This window comes from Pseudoalteromonas piscicida (assembly GCF_002744175.1).
Taxonomy (GTDB): Bacteria; Pseudomonadota; Gammaproteobacteria; order Enterobacterales; family Alteromonadaceae; genus Pseudoalteromonas; species Pseudoalteromonas piscicida_B.
Genome location: NZ_NKHF01000026.1, coordinates 1 through 16,160 on the forward strand (window position 1 = coordinate 1; position 16,160 = coordinate 16,160).

13 protein-coding genes and 1 other RNA gene are annotated in these 16,160 nt (G+C 40.8%); 4 read left to right on the forward strand and 10 right to left on the reverse strand.

All coding sequences use genetic code 11. The features are described from left to right. Positions 1-2,814, reverse strand: a 2,814-nt coding sequence (locus CEX98_RS23240; protein WP_143484326.1) for a hypothetical protein, incomplete at its 3' end; no start/stop codon positions are given. 29 nt (positions 2,815-2,843) lie between these two features. Next, the gene (locus CEX98_RS05970; protein WP_010371401.1) at positions 2,844-3,173 is read right to left on the reverse strand and encodes a helix-turn-helix domain-containing protein; all 330 of its coding nucleotides are present in this window, start codon (positions 3,171-3,173) and stop codon (positions 2,844-2,846) included. Between the two features lie 151 nt (positions 3,174-3,324). Here CEX98_RS05970 and CEX98_RS05975 point away from each other — a divergent pair, with 151 nt between their 5' ends. Further along, the gene (locus CEX98_RS05975) at positions 3,325-4,998 is read left to right on the forward strand and encodes a hypothetical protein (RefSeq protein WP_099641202.1); all 1,674 of its coding nucleotides are present in this window, start codon (positions 3,325-3,327) and stop codon (positions 4,996-4,998) included. A 60-nt stretch (positions 4,999-5,058) separates the two neighbouring features. Here the strand turns inward: CEX98_RS05975 and CEX98_RS05980 are convergent, their stop codons facing one another. The 8 genes from CEX98_RS05980 to CEX98_RS06010 form a co-directional block, all read right to left on the reverse strand. Further along, positions 5,059-6,372 (reverse strand): hypothetical protein, encoded by a 1,314-nt coding sequence (locus tag CEX98_RS05980; protein ID WP_099641203.1) that lies wholly within the window; start codon positions 6,370-6,372, stop codon positions 5,059-5,061. A 447-nt stretch (positions 6,373-6,819) separates the two neighbouring features. Then, complete coding sequence (locus CEX98_RS23055; RefSeq protein WP_197707197.1) at positions 6,820-7,203, reverse strand: DUF6338 family protein; 384 nt, start codon at positions 7,201-7,203, stop codon at positions 6,820-6,822. Beyond that, positions 7,133-7,426: a DUF6338 family protein gene (locus CEX98_RS23590; protein ID WP_431520155.1), complete on the reverse strand. Its 294-nt coding sequence runs from the start codon at positions 7,424-7,426 to the stop codon at positions 7,133-7,135. The genes CEX98_RS23055 and CEX98_RS23590 overlap by 71 nt, the downstream gene beginning before the upstream one ends. Before the next feature lie 179 nt (positions 7,427-7,605). Next, positions 7,606-8,619 carry a TniB family NTP-binding protein gene (locus CEX98_RS05990; protein ID WP_099641204.1) on the reverse strand — a complete coding sequence of 338 codons (1,014 nt, stop codon included), beginning with the start codon at positions 8,617-8,619 and terminating at the stop codon, positions 7,606-7,608. 105 nt (positions 8,620-8,724) lie between these two features. Beyond that, positions 8,725-10,458, reverse strand: a complete 1,734-nt coding sequence (locus tag CEX98_RS05995) for a Mu transposase C-terminal domain-containing protein (protein ID WP_242441642.1) — start codon at positions 10,456-10,458, stop codon at positions 8,725-8,727. Then, positions 10,448-10,942 (reverse strand): TnsA endonuclease N-terminal domain-containing protein, encoded by a 495-nt coding sequence (locus CEX98_RS06000; RefSeq protein ID WP_277948914.1) that lies wholly within the window; start codon positions 10,940-10,942, stop codon positions 10,448-10,450. The genes CEX98_RS05995 and CEX98_RS06000 overlap by 11 nt, the downstream gene beginning before the upstream one ends. Positions 10,943-11,208: 266 nt before the next feature. After that, positions 11,209-11,305, reverse strand: an RNA gene (gene ffs, locus CEX98_RS06005) — signal recognition particle sRNA small type. 146 nt (positions 11,306-11,451) lie between these two features. Then, the gene (locus CEX98_RS06010) at positions 11,452-12,342 is read right to left on the reverse strand and encodes a DUF3014 domain-containing protein (protein WP_099641205.1); all 891 of its coding nucleotides are present in this window, start codon (positions 12,340-12,342) and stop codon (positions 11,452-11,454) included. A 533-nt stretch (positions 12,343-12,875) separates the two neighbouring features. Between CEX98_RS06010 and CEX98_RS06015 the strand changes: the two genes are divergently transcribed. The 3 genes from CEX98_RS06015 to CEX98_RS06025 are packed head-to-tail and all read left to right on the forward strand — an operon-like array spanning position 12,876 to position 15,805. Next, positions 12,876-14,015, forward strand: a complete 1,140-nt coding sequence (locus tag CEX98_RS06015) for a patatin-like phospholipase family protein (RefSeq protein WP_099641206.1) — start codon at positions 12,876-12,878, stop codon at positions 14,013-14,015. A 26-nt stretch (positions 14,016-14,041) separates the two neighbouring features. Beyond that, positions 14,042-15,217, forward strand: coding sequence for a beta-propeller fold lactonase family protein (locus tag CEX98_RS06020; protein ID WP_099641207.1), 1,176 nt, complete (start codon positions 14,042-14,044; stop codon positions 15,215-15,217). Between the two features lie 6 nt (positions 15,218-15,223). Beyond that, entirely contained in the window at positions 15,224-15,805 is a 582-nt protein-coding gene (locus CEX98_RS06025) for a GNAT family N-acetyltransferase (RefSeq protein WP_099641208.1), read from the forward strand. The last annotated feature ends 355 nt before the right edge of the window (positions 15,806-16,160 follow it).

Genomic DNA, 16,160 nt, shown 5'->3' on the forward strand with positions numbered 1-16,160 from the left:
TCGCAGTACTTCTATTTCTGGATGCTCACGCTTAAAATCTCGAAGTTGAGGCTCGATATAATCCCGTAAATATGCCTCTTTTGACGATAAATCAGGAAATAACAACCTATCAATTTCTCTCTTTAAATACTCCCTTTCTTCATCGGATACTGCACGATGAAGCATGCTCAAATCCGTTCTTACGGTAGTAAGTACCTGATTAGGAATAGAGTCTAAACAACCTTGCTCTCTCACTGTTTGAATACAAAAAGCATATAAGACTATCTCAAGGTTAAATCTAGCCGACGTTGCTGCAAGCTTTTTAAGAGGTGGAATGTGTGGGGTAAGTGAAGAAAGACAATTCCTAATCGAATTGTGAACCACTTGCTCGTTACCAAATTCAATTGGTATTTGATTTGGTTCATTAAGAAAGTAATATGCAAAGTCCTGTAACAATCTAAAGTGTTGACCGCTAGAGATAAGCTCTTGATTATCAGCAATGTATTTAATTGTTTTTAAACGCTCTGCATTTCTATGTTTTTCATATGCTCCATGCTTTCTCTCCGACTTACCGTAACGCTTTCTAACATCTCGCTTAAACTGCTGTTCAGCTCTTTTACTCTCAGCCCACTTTGCCATAAAATTAGTATTTTCATTAGCTTGCCTACGCATTTTTTGCCGAAAATTATCGTCTCTTCGCTTGTCTTTTTTCCATCGAAAATGGTGCCGAACAATAAAAATCGACCATAGCTCTGTATTGTTCGTTTCAAATGCATGATCAATTAAAAAGTCCACATCCTCTGCATATAAGTGCAACCCTGAGTGTAAGCCTGAGTGCGAATCCAATTTACTCTGAAGTGCGTAGCATTCCTTAGCACTCGCCAATGGTTCAAACAAATAGATAAAAATACTTCTTCGCAAGTCTGTGAGTTCCTTTAGAGCCTTGACTGACTGCGACTCATTCTCGGAACAATTAGCATGAAAATTTAAGTCTTTGACCCAACTCCAAATTCGTTTTGGGTCATATGGTGGGTTAGTTACCTCGAAGTAGTGGTCGAGCAATCGACCTACAATCTTACTGACACCTTCTCTGCAATAACACTCATAGAATTCTTTGCCGCAATTACATGCTAAGCCTTGTGTTAGTGAATCAAGCAATCTTTCAGTTGTTTCTCGTTCAAATGACTTAATAAACAATTGGATATAATAACGGCTCGCATGTGTGAAACTAATAAAAGGCTTTTCTCTATCTGTAGGGTATGACTGCGCACAAGCTTTAAGGTAACGCAGTAAAAAATCAAAGCTAATTGCTTTAACTCCAACAACTGAAATCCCTTTTACGATAACGTCCAATTGCGAATGCCCCTTCGCAGCTATGAGCCTTTCAAATAAACTCATATAATCAAAGTTAGGAGAGGAACATAGGCACCGAATAGCAAGTGACTTTGAATTCAAATCTTCATCAGAATCTAGCACTATCTGAGTAAGTTCAGAGGTCAATAAATCAACAACTGTCGAGTTTTTGATAATTTCAAGAACAAGGTCTCTTAAATCCCCGCCACTATTTGACTTTAACAAGGGTCTTAAGTGTTCCGCCATCCCAATGTCAAAGAAGTCTACGGTGCTAAACTGTCGCCAAAAATCACTTCTTCTAAAATATGGATCTCTAGCTTCCACCTGCTGTAGCCTAGTTAAAAGGTATTTTTTCGATGATGGTGCAAGTTGTGAGGGATCTCCATTAGCCAAAATAGCATATGGATCGAGTTCAATAAGCTCTCTTTGTATGGACTGACTCCCCAAAGTGGCCATCCACCCAATCATTCCCCTAAGCTCATCTCTAACATATCCGTTAGCAGCAATAACAGTCAAACATACTCTCAGAGTGAGCGGTTCATGATCATCAGTAATTTTTTGAACAAGATGCCTTGCAGCACAATATTCTGAAATCACCTTATGTACTGGCATGTGCTGATCCATATTGTCTGAGGGCTTAAACAACTTTGAATCGATAATGTGTTTAATGTTCTCTTGATGCGCATGCAAAGAGTTAATATTAGGGAATAGCTTTTCTTCAGCGTGGCCACTCACACATATACCTTCAGAACCTGAAAGTAAAATGCCAGCAAAGATTTCACTCGTAATACTAATTTTTTTGAAAAGAGGTAAGCTTGATACCAAATGGTTATTTATTGATGGCCTAGACTCTTTAGCAAGACGTTCAACGGCTTTTTCAAAAATCGACTTTTTGTTTGCAAACTTTCGATTACTTTCGATGTACGCATTGGCAAACATGCCAAGAAACTGAGGGTTCGGTAACAGTACATCTAGATTAAAGCGTTGGACCTCATCATAAAACGCTTCAAAACTCTCGTTTGGCAAGTGTGAGTAGAAGAGTAGCTGTTGTTCTGCCTCATTAAACTCACTTAGCCTCACTACCAACGGCTGAGATTCAAAATACTCTTCAAATGCGTGTTGATGTCCATCCCCCCACTCACTAGAACGACTGGAGATTACCAATTTTTTAGGCTTGAGTTCGTCGATTCTATCTAAAAGCTGGTAGATACCGCTGTGATTAGTTTGTGCAAGTTCATCAAACGCATCAATGACAAGAACCTCTTCACCGTGAACTTGCTGTGAATTCACCAGTCTATTTGCTGAAACACGTTTTACTTTTAATTGGTTGGCCAAGCTTTTTAATAGCTCAGTTTTACCCGCACCAGGCTCTGCTAATACGACGATGTAATCAGCTGCTTTAACTAACTCATCCTCAGTGTACGTATTTGAGTCACTGGTAAGCGTACGTTTAATATATAGATCTGAGGTGCCATTATTCACCAATAAATAACTCTCATTGTTGTAGTTTTTTATTTGTCCGTCTCAGACTTTGACTCTAGTACAGTACGCTTAAAAATATCAAGCAACTTAACACGCTCAGCTTGTTCAACATTATTCCATGCACAAATTAATTCCGCCAAATCGTCTTCTTCACAATAAAAATAAGCCACAGGCACGCCCAACTCATCTGCAATACGCTTCATCGTAGTAAAATCTGGTGCGTGCTTACCTTTTTCGTACTGGTTCATTCTTGCACTGGCCGTGTTGGGCTCCATACCTAAAGCAATGCCTAGCTGCTGTTGCGTGTACCCAGCTGCTTTGCGGGCTTCTTTTAGGCGTAAGGGCGTTGGTGATTCCATGAGTACCTTAGCTACTAACTTCAATAGCTAAGATTCTCTTAGTATAGCGCCCTCATTGGTACTAAGGAATACTTAGTTTTAGCTCATGTACTTTCATATACTTTTTTTGCTATATTTTTCATCAAATTATAGTGGGCACAAGGAATGAATAATGCTCGTATATGCACTCAACGAAAATAAACAGTTGGTCCATATTAGTGATGTGAAAAATGGCAAGGCTTGTAATTGTGTATGCCCTGAGTGCGAAAACAATCTTATTGCCCGTAATGCAGGACGTGTAAAAGCGCATTCTTTTGCTCATGAAGTTAAGGAATTAGAAACAAGAGAATGCCGTATGACGGCTCTGCACCTGTTTGCTCAACGGTTTGTTAAAACGCAGTCATCAATTCTTCTACCTAGTCACGAAGTTGTTATTCAAAATCAAAAATTTATACAACCACCTAAAAGCATCAAAATAAACAGCGCCGAAATAGAGCTGAGCTTAGATAAATTTAGAATTGATGTTGCCTTATTCACTGAAATTGGCCCAATTTACATCGAAGTTAAAGTGAAAAGTCCCTGCACCGAAGAAAAACTAAACTTCTTCAAATCAAATGGGCTGATGTCAATGGAGTATGATTTAGCTCCATACATTGGCACCAGTTTTGAGGTGGTAGAAGAAGCTTTATTAATCCCTGAAACAATTGCTGAGTGGATTTACCCTTGGATCGATACCGAGTTTGTAAGAGCGACACTTAAAGCCATAGAAGCACAAAAAGAAGCCGAAGAACACCAAAGAAGGGCTGAGCGCCTCAAACAAGAGCAAGAAGCTGCCACAGCACTCAAAGCCGCAGAAGAAAGAAAAAAACGTGAAGAACAAGAGCGTAAGGACCGCCGCGATAAACTTATTCATGCAATTGAAAACAACCTCAAAACGACTGAGTTACACGGCCATATTAAGCTTCCAAGCTATTCATATATGTTTAAAGCTTCAATCAATGGACAACGTTTTACTTTAAAAGCAGTCCCTTATGAGGGTAAGTTCGCGAGAGTGCAAAATATTAGAGTCTCTAAGATAGCAAAGACCTATGTAAGAGCTAACTGTGATCTGATAAAAAAGAACAACGAAACGAGAGAATTCAGCATAATATTCAGCCTAACTTCTAAAAAACCCAGAATAAAGCTGAAAACTCATGAAAAAGCTATCTGGGCCAAGCCTAATGAGATTGCGTTCGACTATGAGTGGCTATCCGTACCTACTGATGAACATCGAAATGACTGGGCAGAACATGAAGCGATTAAGCTACAGCTGCAAGAATTCAGCAAACATGAAGTGAAAGCTAGAATTGAATTAGCAGCTAGCTACTACGCTAATCATGCTAGGTCCGGTTACTCGTATCAAGATTACACGCAATGGCATAGTTGGTTACGTAAAAACAAGAATGTTCTCTCACCTAGTTTAGATGTCACGGCTTACCCAAAATATAAATCACTATCTAATAGCTTTGGGGCACAATGCCAGCTGTGGTGTTTTGGTCGTTGGCATATATTACTACTAGCCGAAATAGCGGAGATAGTTGACCAAACAAATATTGGAAGCCCAATAAACCCAAATTGGGTTTTTGAAAAACTCGTTGCTAAGTACCCATTGACGAACGAGTATCATGAGCTTCGTAATCTAGCTGAGTCTGTAGGCGTACTCGACAAGGTCAAAAGGCTTATGGACCCAATCGAAATAATATATGGCACGTTAAATTCTTTCATCGCTAAAGGAGCTATTTGCTCGAACAAAATAGAGTTAAGTCGCAACTACAACCTGAGAATACATATGCAACCAACTCTTTAGTTAGATCCAGCATTCGTTATTTGTAGTAACTAAGCTGGACAACATTATTTGCTACTAAAGTTAATAATATTCGTCTAACTCTCCCGTAACTTCACCTATCTCTATCGAGCTTAATCCATATCTCCCAACTACAACATTACTTTTCATTTCAATAGATAGACTCATAGTACGTCCTGGCACATCACTTTCCCTTCGATGGCTTCCACTGGCTGATGCCACAATTTTCGCAGTAAAACCATTATCAAAATTTGAACTTCCCAAATGGATGTCATCGATATCCTCAAAAATTGTGTCCGACTCTGCGATAGCGCCCGATGCTCCATCTTCGCTAAGAAGATCATAAGGGTCTTTCTCTATTTCGCCTTTACTATATTCTTCAAGATTATCTATAGTAACTAGCTCAAATGGCTCGCCTTCATAAAGCATTTGTAGGTGCTCGAAAATAAGGTCTGCTGTAAGGTCTTCATTTTCTGACTCTTCCTCTAAAACAATTTTCTCTAAGCCGCTTGCCAAGCCACCATCGTAGTACACATACTTAACCTCAGCTAATACCTCATTACTAAAGTCTTCGTCAGCAAGAAGCCCTTCAAAACTTTCATAACCAAATAGCAATGCAATGATTTCTCCATACGCTTTTATAGAAAGTTGGACACCGTCTTGTTTCAAGCTTTCTTCCACCTGAGTCATAAAAAAATAAGCCGATGGAAAACGGTGTGATGCTAGTGAAGCTCTAGCTTTTGCACTGTTGCTTTCAAACTTAAGCTTGTCCAGCTCTGACTGATGTGCCTTTTTATCTGACTCCAACTTTGCAGTTTTGGCTTTGTTTTCAGCTTCTTTTGTTCTAGCCTCTTGTTCTTTTTCTTGGCTTAGAGCTTCATTAGCTTTTGATTCGAGTCTTATCGTACGTTGGCGAATATGCTCTAATATTTCATTCTTTTTATCGATATCTTGCTGAACAACTTGCTCCAAAAATTGTTTTTCTGGATTGGCTCTTAGTTTTGCTTTATTAAGCTGCTCTTGCTGAGTTATTCTAGTTAAATCAACATCGACAGCCTGTTGATGCAGCATCTCATTCACCGATTTTTGAATAAATTTAACAATAAGAGACAACCAAGGAAAAGCAAACAAGTAAAACATAGTAATGATAAGTGGGACAGTAAAAAGACTATTCCACGCAAAGATCGATGTGTGTGATAGATAGATATAAAAGGCACTCACTCTTTCCGTTACATTACCTTCTCCCCAAGCGAGTAGAGCAAGGTAGTTCCAATTACATATTAGCCATGAACATATGAATGTACCTATAAGTGGATCGGTAACTCGGGTTTTTGCAGGTCCTGAAATTGCTGAAAAAATGTCGTCTAATACCCTCATCGCCCTCTAAAAATCCTTGTTAACGAGTTCGCCTAAAGTGAACTAGGTAAATAATTTATCAAATTCTATCACGCAAAGCTTAAGCTATCAGTAACTTTAACAAGTGTGATTTGTGCGTTAAAAACTAAAAATGGAGCATGAACGAGTTAAGTATCATATCCGAAAGTGATGCATGAGTAATTTTCAAATTCGACTAATACCTATCACTCGACTCTGGTAAATCAACCTGGGACTTATTAACACCGTTAACACAGATTCGCCAAGCTGAATAGCATGACGAACTATTTTTATTTGTTTTTTTGAATAAACTACCTTTTATTCGGCGGATTCGTCGGCTGTAATTCTGAACGTTCAGGTTTATGTCCATTCTGAGCATCTTCTTTCCCCGGTTGGTAGCCTTTTTCTACCGGTACATAGCCTCTGCTATTATCGCTTTTACTGTTATTATCACTCATCTTGATTTTCTCCACTGTGCATAAATTCAACTGATAATATTTCTGTAGATAAAATAATTACTCCAGAGCTTTGAGCCACTTTTCTTTCAAACCCCCCTTCCTCATTTAATAGCCACTGCTCCTCTAAATAAATTTGTTCTTCAGCTGGAGCGCTAGACGCGAAAGAATTAAGTCCATACATACCAGCTATCTTTTCACCATTTTTCAGAGTAACAATAATCCAACTAGTCTTCTTTTGTGAAAAAACAAAATCCCATGGCTTATCAACTGGGTGAGGTATAAACTTTTGTACAGCTTCACTTTGTCTAGCTTTCCACCAAGTAAGAACAGTAATAACTGGAAATAAAAGCAGCACAAAAAAAATAAAAAAGAGCATATAAACTCGGGCACTTTTTAGCTAATTCAGCGTTTTCAACCAGACTTATTGGAAAAAATAACAGAGCATAGTTTATACAGCTATATGCTATCGCATCGACAATTTGCTTTGAAGTGTCAAGTTGTTTTGCTTGTGATAGCAGCCCATAAGCCTTCATAGCAACAAACCCAGGTACTACAAACGCTATAACAATTAGTAGTTTATTTTCATCCCAAATATTCAACTTAGTTCCTTTTGGTATTTCTAAAAGCTTGAGAGGCCCCCTTATATGCTTTTGGAAATACCAGATTAGTATAGTTTTAATTCAAAACAATGTAGCTTATTACTCTAAAAGCAGCTAAGAAAACACAAGGTGTCAGGATAACAAGGTTATATTCTGTAGTACTAACTTTCAAACTTAATTCACTTTTTCAACAACTGCACCAACGGGACTTTCTTACAAAACAGGGTATCTATAAATGGGTCTTCATCTTGAGGCCCATCAGGTTTAAACGTGGAATACTGTTCCACCTCACAGCCTTGAATTTTATTAACATTCATCTCAAATACATTGTCGAGCTCTGGCCGCCATGCCTTAAACGCAGAACTTAAGCATTGCTTGTTGAGCGTTACAGTGTCACTGATAAGTGCTTCGGTAAGTGCTGAGTCTAAGAAATTTTTCAGCTTTCGAAGGCAGCCATTTGAAATGGCAAAAAGTGATAATGCTATATCCAAATCCTCAAAGCGGGGCTTGTCTGAAAATGGCAACCGATTTGCAAACCCTTTAAGCACACGAATAAAAAGTTGAAGCTCTTTTTTCTCTGATATTTTAAAGTAAGGAATAAAGCGGCGAATAAAAATACGCGATGACCACTGTGGCTCATCTGCTATTTGGTCTATCCAAGGCATACCGACTAATACAATGGAAATCCCCGCTTTTTCATTGATGTATTTAAACTGGTTCGCAATGTCTCGGCGCTTTTTACCTAGATTATTTTCAACAAGCTCTTGAAATTCATCAATAATTATTAGCTCAGTACCTGAGCGTTTTAGTTGCTCAACTAAACTTTCAGCCAACGCGATTTCATTGCCATGTTTAAGTCGTTTGCTAGATTTAGCACCAAACTGTCCTAGGTCGTGTAGCAACTGCTTTAAAGTGGATTCAATTGATGGGTTACTCGGTATGCGGCTCAGCAGTACAGGTACTTTTCGCCTACCATCAGCAAAGTGCGGAGGGTTGTTATCGTAATAGTGTTTAATCAATGCCGATTTACCACACCCAGTATCACCACTTAACATCATGCATGGCTTTTCACCCGCAAGGTCGTGATGCAAACGCAGTTTGTCAAAATCATTTATGATGGTCTTTGGTATGGTGTATTCAATAAACACCGCTTTGAATTGATTGAGTTTTGCCTTTTTAGCCTCGGTCAGCATAACTAAAACGCCTCAAGATCTGAGACAAAATCATCCCAACTATCATCGTCTTGTTTAGGCTTAGTGTCAGCGGGGGTTAGTTCGGCTTGCTTTGTTTCAGGCGTTTTAGCAATGGATTTGAGTGTTGTCTACGCCCTGCGCCCGAGCAATTGCTTTGGTGCCAGCAACCTTAGTTTTTGACCCTACGTTTTTAAGCTGTCGCGCTTCTTCTTTCACTCGCTCATCAATAAACTGCCTCGCCTTGGCAAGCCCCAATAGATCTACTTTTCCTTGAATGTAGTCTCTGTGAAACTTAAGGTGGATTTTATGCCTGATCAGAGACAAGCCAATTGTGTAGCCCTCTGAGTCAATACTTGGCACTTTTATATAGTGCTCTAACGCATCTAGGTAGACGTATACATACGACAGATCATCTGGGTTTATTTTAACCTTAACCTTTATGCTCTTTTTGGGGCTGTATCGCTTGCGATATTTAGATAGTTCGTCACTGTCATAGTTAATATGTAGATTTTTAATGCCTCCTTTGCGCAATGTTTTCTCCTTCGCCATGCACATAACAACATCAAGCTTATCTGTATCTTGCTTTGTAAGCTGAGCAGGAGGCAGTAGAGCAAACCCTTTGTTCCAGTCTTCATAGGGAATATATCTAAATCTCGCATCAGCGGATTGATGATAAACATCAACAATCCACTTATGAAACAACATAGTAAAGGTGCCAAAACGTAATATGGCACCTTTTTTCGGGTTATAATCGTGCCTTGCGAGCATGTTTGAGAATGTTTTACCGGGGAATGGCGAAAGCATCATTTCGTTAATGGTTTTAAAAAACTGCTCAACAAAGAGCTTTAGCCAAGGTTTGCCAACAGGATTATAGCTAATATTTATCCCAACCTCTTCACACGCAAGCTCTAATGACTGACACCAAAATTCGGCACCATTATCAACCACTAAAGTTTCTATCTTCCCACAACACGGCCATTCATTTACGACTTCTGGATAGGTACTTTTAAGATAGCTTTTTGGCTTCATTGCGTGACTGATCGCTCTGCGCACAGCATCGTAACCAGGACTCTGAAAACCAAGGTAAAAGCCAACAACGCAGTGGCTATAAACATCAATGAGCAAGGTTAAAGTTGGTCTTCCCAATGGCACATCAAGTTCATCGTCCAATAAAATGAGATCCAGTGGTGTATGGTCTATTTCAACACGCTCAAGCACTCTAGTGGGTCTTTTATGGCTCATTACTTTGCTGTATTCAATGTCGGCTAAGCGTTTACCATAGCGTTCAAGCATCACCTCATACTGAGGTAGGTTATCAATGCGGTTTTTAAACGCTTTATAGGTAAGAGGTTGTAGTGGTTCACCTAACACTTTTTCATTTTCTAAAACGATTTGGTCACAATAAAAACGGTGTGCTGATGCTACATTCGGGGTTTCTTTCGTCAGATAACGTGTGAGGGCAAGCTCAAAGAATTTGTCTGTATCGGTGCGGGCTTGGCGGTTGCCCTTGCGATTATGCTTTGGGATCAAAGCATGAATGTCTTCTTCGGCTTTGATATAGTCCGCGTGCCAACCAGCAACTGTACGCCACTTTGGCTTTTTTTGTCCTGGAAAATCAGGCATTTCAGCCAGTAGTGGTGCTAATTTTTTCTGCGTCCAACCACCAACTAAACGCTGTTTAAGCCACTTGATATACTTAAGCCGAGCAAGTGTGGCATCTTGCACTTCCTTGGGTAATGACTCTAAATCACGAGGTTGAGGGTTAGGCTCTTCCGGCTTAGTTGTTTCAGCTAACTTTTTCGGTGCTTCTTCAAAGCTAAACTCGTCTTCAAACTCCATCAGCCCAAATCTCCGACTCTAAAGTAAGTTCTGTGTTTAAGTCTGAATTAACACTGCCTAATGACAATAAACGATAAACTGAGGCAAGAACCTCTCCAATAGAGGCTTTTAGGGTCATCACCAAATCTTGAATAGTGAGTTTTCGCCACTGATTAATTAACTGAATAATGGAAAGTTGAAGGTCAGTTACAGACTGAAACCCCGAGTAACGATGAAGCAACTTTAAATTGTCTAAAGCTGGATAAACACGAATTTGCTTTTCGGTGACTAATATCAGCTCAATGCCTATTTGTTCTTTGGCAACCAAATGTTTTTGAGCAAAGCGAGCTCTAAACTCAGGGTTCGCGATTTTACTGTAAGGCTTAACTTCAATATATTTTTGCGGCTTCTCATGATGATTAATCAAAAAGTCAGGCGTATAACGGCAAATTCTGCCCTCAAACTCATATTCAAACCCTAGTGGTTGAGCTTCAAAGGTTTTTATTTCACGAGAGTATTCAAAGTGAAAGCACGCGTCGAATTCTAAGGATGATTCAACTAAGCAAGTGGCTTTGTTCTTTTAACTTGCAAACTTATAGAGATTTTTGACTCTGGAGTGCTTTAGTTTACGCCTGATCATAACCATCACCGAATATGTGGGACAACTTAAAAGTAGGCTATGCAGGGTTATATTTCAATTTTTATGCGGGGTTTTACTACAAGTTTGCAGACTTACACTTCAAACAACAAATATGGAGGTTTGGGTGGCAGTCTTACCAGCCACATCCCGGCACACGAGTCATTCGCTGTGGCTGCTTCCTTCCGGACCTGACCAGGTTCACGAACTATCGTTGCGAGAGGACCAATAAGACTACCATTGAGGGCCTTGTTTGGCGCGGGATGAATTATCTCGAAGATTGCGGGGGGATGCAAGGGAAAAGTCAAAAAGCTTGGCTAACTGGGTGATGTTTAAACAGTTTGCCAAGCTTTTGCGTGTTTTTAGAAAATCTTTGGCTATTTGTTCAACGCCGCTTTGATTTCTTCTAGGCGCTTTTTCACTTTCTTCATGTTTTCAGGGCCCATTCTTAAAAATTGCTTTTGTGCTGGTGAAAGCTGCTCCCACTCTGCATAAGCATATTTATAAGTTACCGACTCTTTTACCAGTGGTAATGCAGTGTCTGGAATGGGTGTGGCAAGCAGCTCATCGATCGCTTCTGTAAGCGTACCGTCAAACGCATTGCCTTCGTAGCCGATTTCTTCGTAGGCTTCTTCGAACAAAGGTTTGTACTGATCATATAGCCTAACTACTTGCGCGGTGCTCATGGTGTCGAACATGGCTACATAAGGTGTGTAACGTTCGTAGCTGTTAGGGTCGGTAATAATAATATCATCATCAATGACGCTAAAACCGTCTTGTGGCTTAACAACTGGGGAGTGGTTTTCTGCCACTTTGCCTTTGGCAAGGTTATCAACGTAAACCACTGTGCGTCGAATAACGTCGTCATCCGCTAGTAATTTCACAGCTTGATTTGAAAGGTAATTTGAAACTGCATCTTTGATCTCAGCGTCGCTTTGCGAGAGCGGCGGTAAAGTTGGCGCTTCAGGCTCAGCGACTTCAACTTGCGTAGGCTCAGCAGGCTCACGGGTAAGTGGTTGTGTGCTCTGTGACAGTTCGGGCGTTTCAACTTGAGCAGGTTGCTCTTCTCTTGCGGTATTGACGGTGGGTGTTTGCGTTTGTTCAGGAACAACAATATCTTGCTTTACCTTTTGATTTTCCGTCGTTGGAGTATCTTTTTGTGCAAGCACAAACACAGCCACAATAATCAATGCTAGTACAACTACTGCGGCAAATAATAGCTGGCTGTTAGAAGGTCTTTTATTTCCTTCTTGGTGATTCTCTGACATGGGTACTCCCTCTTTGTCATTGTTGATACGCATTACTAAAGCTACCACCAAATACTTGACTAATAACTTAATGCGCGCTGAAACCCAAAAAAAATGCGTTGTGGTGCAAACATCGTTTGCTCTTTAGTCAAATATTTGATCTTAATAAAAATACTTGAGCACTTAGCTTTACTTAAGTACATTGAAGTTAAGCTAAATGAGCAATATATTAAATACAAAATCAGGGCAATTAGCGACAAAAAGCGGCCGCTAGATTGTTAAAATTTGTTGGTGTCACCATAGCGCTTTACTGCGTTGATTTCAAAACAATAGTGCAGCGCAATAGAACAAATATGTAGTGTCAGACCACTTGGGTTTTAGCTAGGTTCAACTAGAATAGTACTAAAGCGCTTCGATAACCCAAACGAGGTGACACGCCTTAATTAAAAATAACGCATTTGCCGTGGTTATCAACTATTTGACCTGTGTGGTTATACAAAGCGATGCACAACTAAAAAGTAAACCAGATAAATTCAACAGCAGGATGATCTTTTTTGAGAAAGCATAGAACGAGTGATAAAAAAATCGCCTTACTACTGACTGGTGGTGGTGCACGCGCCGCTTATCAAGTTGGTGTACTCAAAGCCATCGCCCAAAGTATGCCTCGCACCTCTCCCCTGCCATTCGACATTATTACCGGCACGTCAGCTGGGGCAATCAATTCAGCAGGGATCGCCTGCTATGCTTCTTGCTTCCACTTAGCGGTAAAAAAAGTTGAATATATTTGGAAAAACTTTAGCACCGACATGGTGTACAAAAGTTCGTTCTCAGGGGCCTATGGGCACTTGTTCGCCAACATGATGCGCAGCTTTCAAGCGCAGTACCTTAATCAGCCACCAGCTAGTTTGCTAAACAATTCACCACTACGAAAACTGCTCGCGAATGTACTTGATTTAAAACGGATCGATCACAATTTACATCGACACTATTTAGATGCAATTGCCATCACAGTATCGAGTTACTCTACAGGTAAATCTGTGGCTTTTTATCAAGCCAACGACGCCGTTCCTTGGCAACGTTCAAAACGAGAAGGGGTGCCCGGCAATATCTCGCTCGACTTACTGATGGCAAGCTCGGCTATTCCTATGGTGTTTCCAAGTGTTAGGGTTAAACATCACTATTATGGAGATGGCTCTATTCACCAACTTTCGCCACTTAGCCCTGCCATTCACTTGGGGGCCGATAAAATTTTTGTAATTGGTGTTGAACAGCCCAAGCTCCCTCAGCCTCTTGGTTACGAGCCTCACTTTCCCGGCATGTCGGTTGTGGCAGGTCACCTACTCGATAGTGTATTTAGCGACACCCTGAATTCAGATATCGAACGTCTAGATCGCGTGAATAGAACGGTTAGCCTGTTACCAGCAAGAGAAAAACACAAAGAGCTGAAACGCGTTGACCATATGATAATTAACCCCAACGTTAACTTTAATGAAGTGGCAGACAACTACTATGAAGATATGCCACTGGCAATCAAACTCTTGCTCAGAACCATGGGGGTGAAAAAACACTCGCCGTCGAGTTTAACTAGCTATTTGTTGTTTGAGAGAACATACACACAAAAGCTGATTGAACTTGGGTTTGAAGATGGTGTAAACCGGTTAGATGAAATTCGCTCTTTTTTAGAGCTTGATTAGCATTTGCTAGATTGGAGTTGGTAAAAATGTCTCAGTTCACGTTTGCAGCATTGTTGCTCACTACGATTTACTCTATCGCTCCAAGTGCCCATGCGACAGACGTAATCCAAACCATTCAAAACAATACCGCTCACTTTCATGGGCTCGATAATCCAAGGCAATTGCATTTTAATCAAAGCAACACACAAGCTGTTGCCGTCAGTGGTGATGACAATGCTCTGGTAACTTTTACAGTAAACGAACAAAACCAGCTAATTCAAACCCAGGTATTTCAATCAACTGAAGCCCAACCATTGCTGCTTACTGGCGCTTCTGATGCACACTTTATAAATGACAAACTAATAATTAGTAGCAGCTTTTACGACGGCGCGGTTACTTTATTTGGTAAAGATGAGTATGGAGAATTCCGATATTTACAAAGCTTCTCTGATGACGTCTCCTATCGTGATGTTTTTGACCCTGCCAAGGATGTATCAAAAAACGACTCGCTCGGTTTGTTTGCACCATGGAAAATTACCCTAAACCGTGACAAAAGCCTCGCATTTGTGCCTAGCTATAAAAGTAATGCAGTGGCTGTCTTTGCGATTAGTCCGCTTGGCAAAGTTACGTGGCTTTACGCTATTGGTAAGAACCAAGCGGTTGACTTAGGCTCTCCGGTTGATGTGCTTGTACATCAGAATAATCAGCACATCATTGTAGCAGGTTATGAAGGCAACTCACTTGCGGTACTACACCGGAACGTACATGGTGAATACGTGCTAAAACAGCGCATCTCGCAAAATAGCGAAGGTTTAGCTTATCTTAATAAACCCCAAGCCTTGGCAGCCAATAAGGACCTCACCGTTTTTTATGTTGCTGCATCTGGTAGTAACTCCATATTAGTTTTTAAACAGCAACCAGATAAACAATATCGCCTTATTCAAACCATAAATAAAGAACAAGTGGGCCTACCGCTAAAAGGTGTGTCAACGTTATTACTTTCACCAAATAATAATCAGCTCTATGCTGCTTCTGAAACTAGCACAGGCATTGCTGAATTCTCTATTGCTGCATCGGGAGAGCTCACCCACACACAAAACATCGATCAACCCGAGCAGCCATTGGCTAATATCTCTTCGATGACTTTTGGCACGCTTAACACGCACCTCGTCGTGTCACTTGCAAAACAAGACACCATTAAAATACTAAAACTAAGGAAATAGTCACCTATGTGGCCAGTCGATAAAATATTAGTTGGACAACACATTACCCTAGAGCCGTTAACAGAAGCGCATATCGAACCGCTAAAACTCGCCGTAGCAGACGGTGAGTCTTGGCGCTTGTGGTATGCTAATGTTCCAACACCAGAGGCCATGGAGGACTACGTTAAAGCAGCGCTGAGTCAGGTCGAGCAAGGCAATCTAGCTTATGCGGTGAGGGTAAATGGCAGCAGTGAAATCGTTGGCACGACTAGGTACTACCAAGCTGATATTGCCAACCGCCGCGCTATGCTCGGGTATACTTGGTATAGCGATAAAGTCCGCAGAACCGCTGTGAATACTGAATGTAAGTTTTTGCTATTGCAGCAGCTTTTTGAAGGCTTTGATGCCATTGCCGTCGAGTTTAGAACCCATTTTTTCAATCACGCCTCACGCCATGCCATTGAGCGCCTTGGGGCCAAACTTGATGGCGTATTACGCAGCCACCAAATAGGCAAACATGGAGAGATAAGAGATACCGCAGTGTATTCCATTATTGCTTCGGAATGGCCCACCGTTAAACAACATTTGTTAAGTAAACTCGAAAGGTAGGCTGCAACGAACCAAAAGATCGCTGGATAAACCAGCTCCTACCTACCTTGCAGGAGGTGCTTTACACACCGAGCCGTTGTTACAGATACCACAAAAAATCGCTGGATAAACCAGCTCCTACCCTACTTTGTAGGAGGTGCTTTACGCACCGAGCTGATGTTACAGATATCACAAAAAATCGCTGGGTAAACCAGCTCCTACCCAAATTTTTAGGAGTGCTTTACGCACCGAGCCGTTGTTACAGATACCACAAAAAATCGCTGGGTAAACCAGCTCCTACCTACCTGGCAGGAGGTGCTTTACGCACCGAGCCGTTGTCACCCATGCCGAAAACAAATCGCTGGGTAAACCAGCT

Bases quoted from the DNA above. Each gene is read 5' to 3' on its own strand.
- CEX98_RS05970 (WP_010371401.1), bottom strand. From the start codon at position 3,173: ATGGAATCACCAACGCCCTTACGCCTAAAAGAAGCCCGCAAAGCAGCT.
- CEX98_RS05975 (WP_099641202.1), top strand. From the start codon at position 3,325: ATGCTCGTATATGCACTCAACGAAAATAAACAGTTGGTCCATATTAGT.
- CEX98_RS05980 (WP_099641203.1), bottom strand. From the start codon at position 6,372: ATGAGGGTATTAGACGACATTTTTTCAGCAATTTCAGGACCTGCAAAA.
- CEX98_RS23055 (WP_197707197.1), bottom strand. From the start codon at position 7,203: ATGCTCTTTTTTATTTTTTTTGTGCTGCTTTTATTTCCAGTTATTACT.
- CEX98_RS05990 (WP_099641204.1), bottom strand. From the start codon at position 8,619: ATGCTGACCGAGGCTAAAAAGGCAAAACTCAATCAATTCAAAGCGGTG.
- CEX98_RS05995 (WP_242441642.1), bottom strand. From the start codon at position 10,458: ATGGAGTTTGAAGACGAGTTTAGCTTTGAAGAAGCACCGAAAAAGTTA.
- CEX98_RS06010 (WP_099641205.1), bottom strand. From the start codon at position 12,342: ATGTCAGAGAATCACCAAGAAGGAAATAAAAGACCTTCTAACAGCCAG.
- CEX98_RS06020 (WP_099641207.1), top strand. From the start codon at position 14,042: ATGTCTCAGTTCACGTTTGCAGCATTGTTGCTCACTACGATTTACTCT.
- CEX98_RS06025 (WP_099641208.1), top strand. From the start codon at position 15,224: ATGTGGCCAGTCGATAAAATATTAGTTGGACAACACATTACCCTAGAG.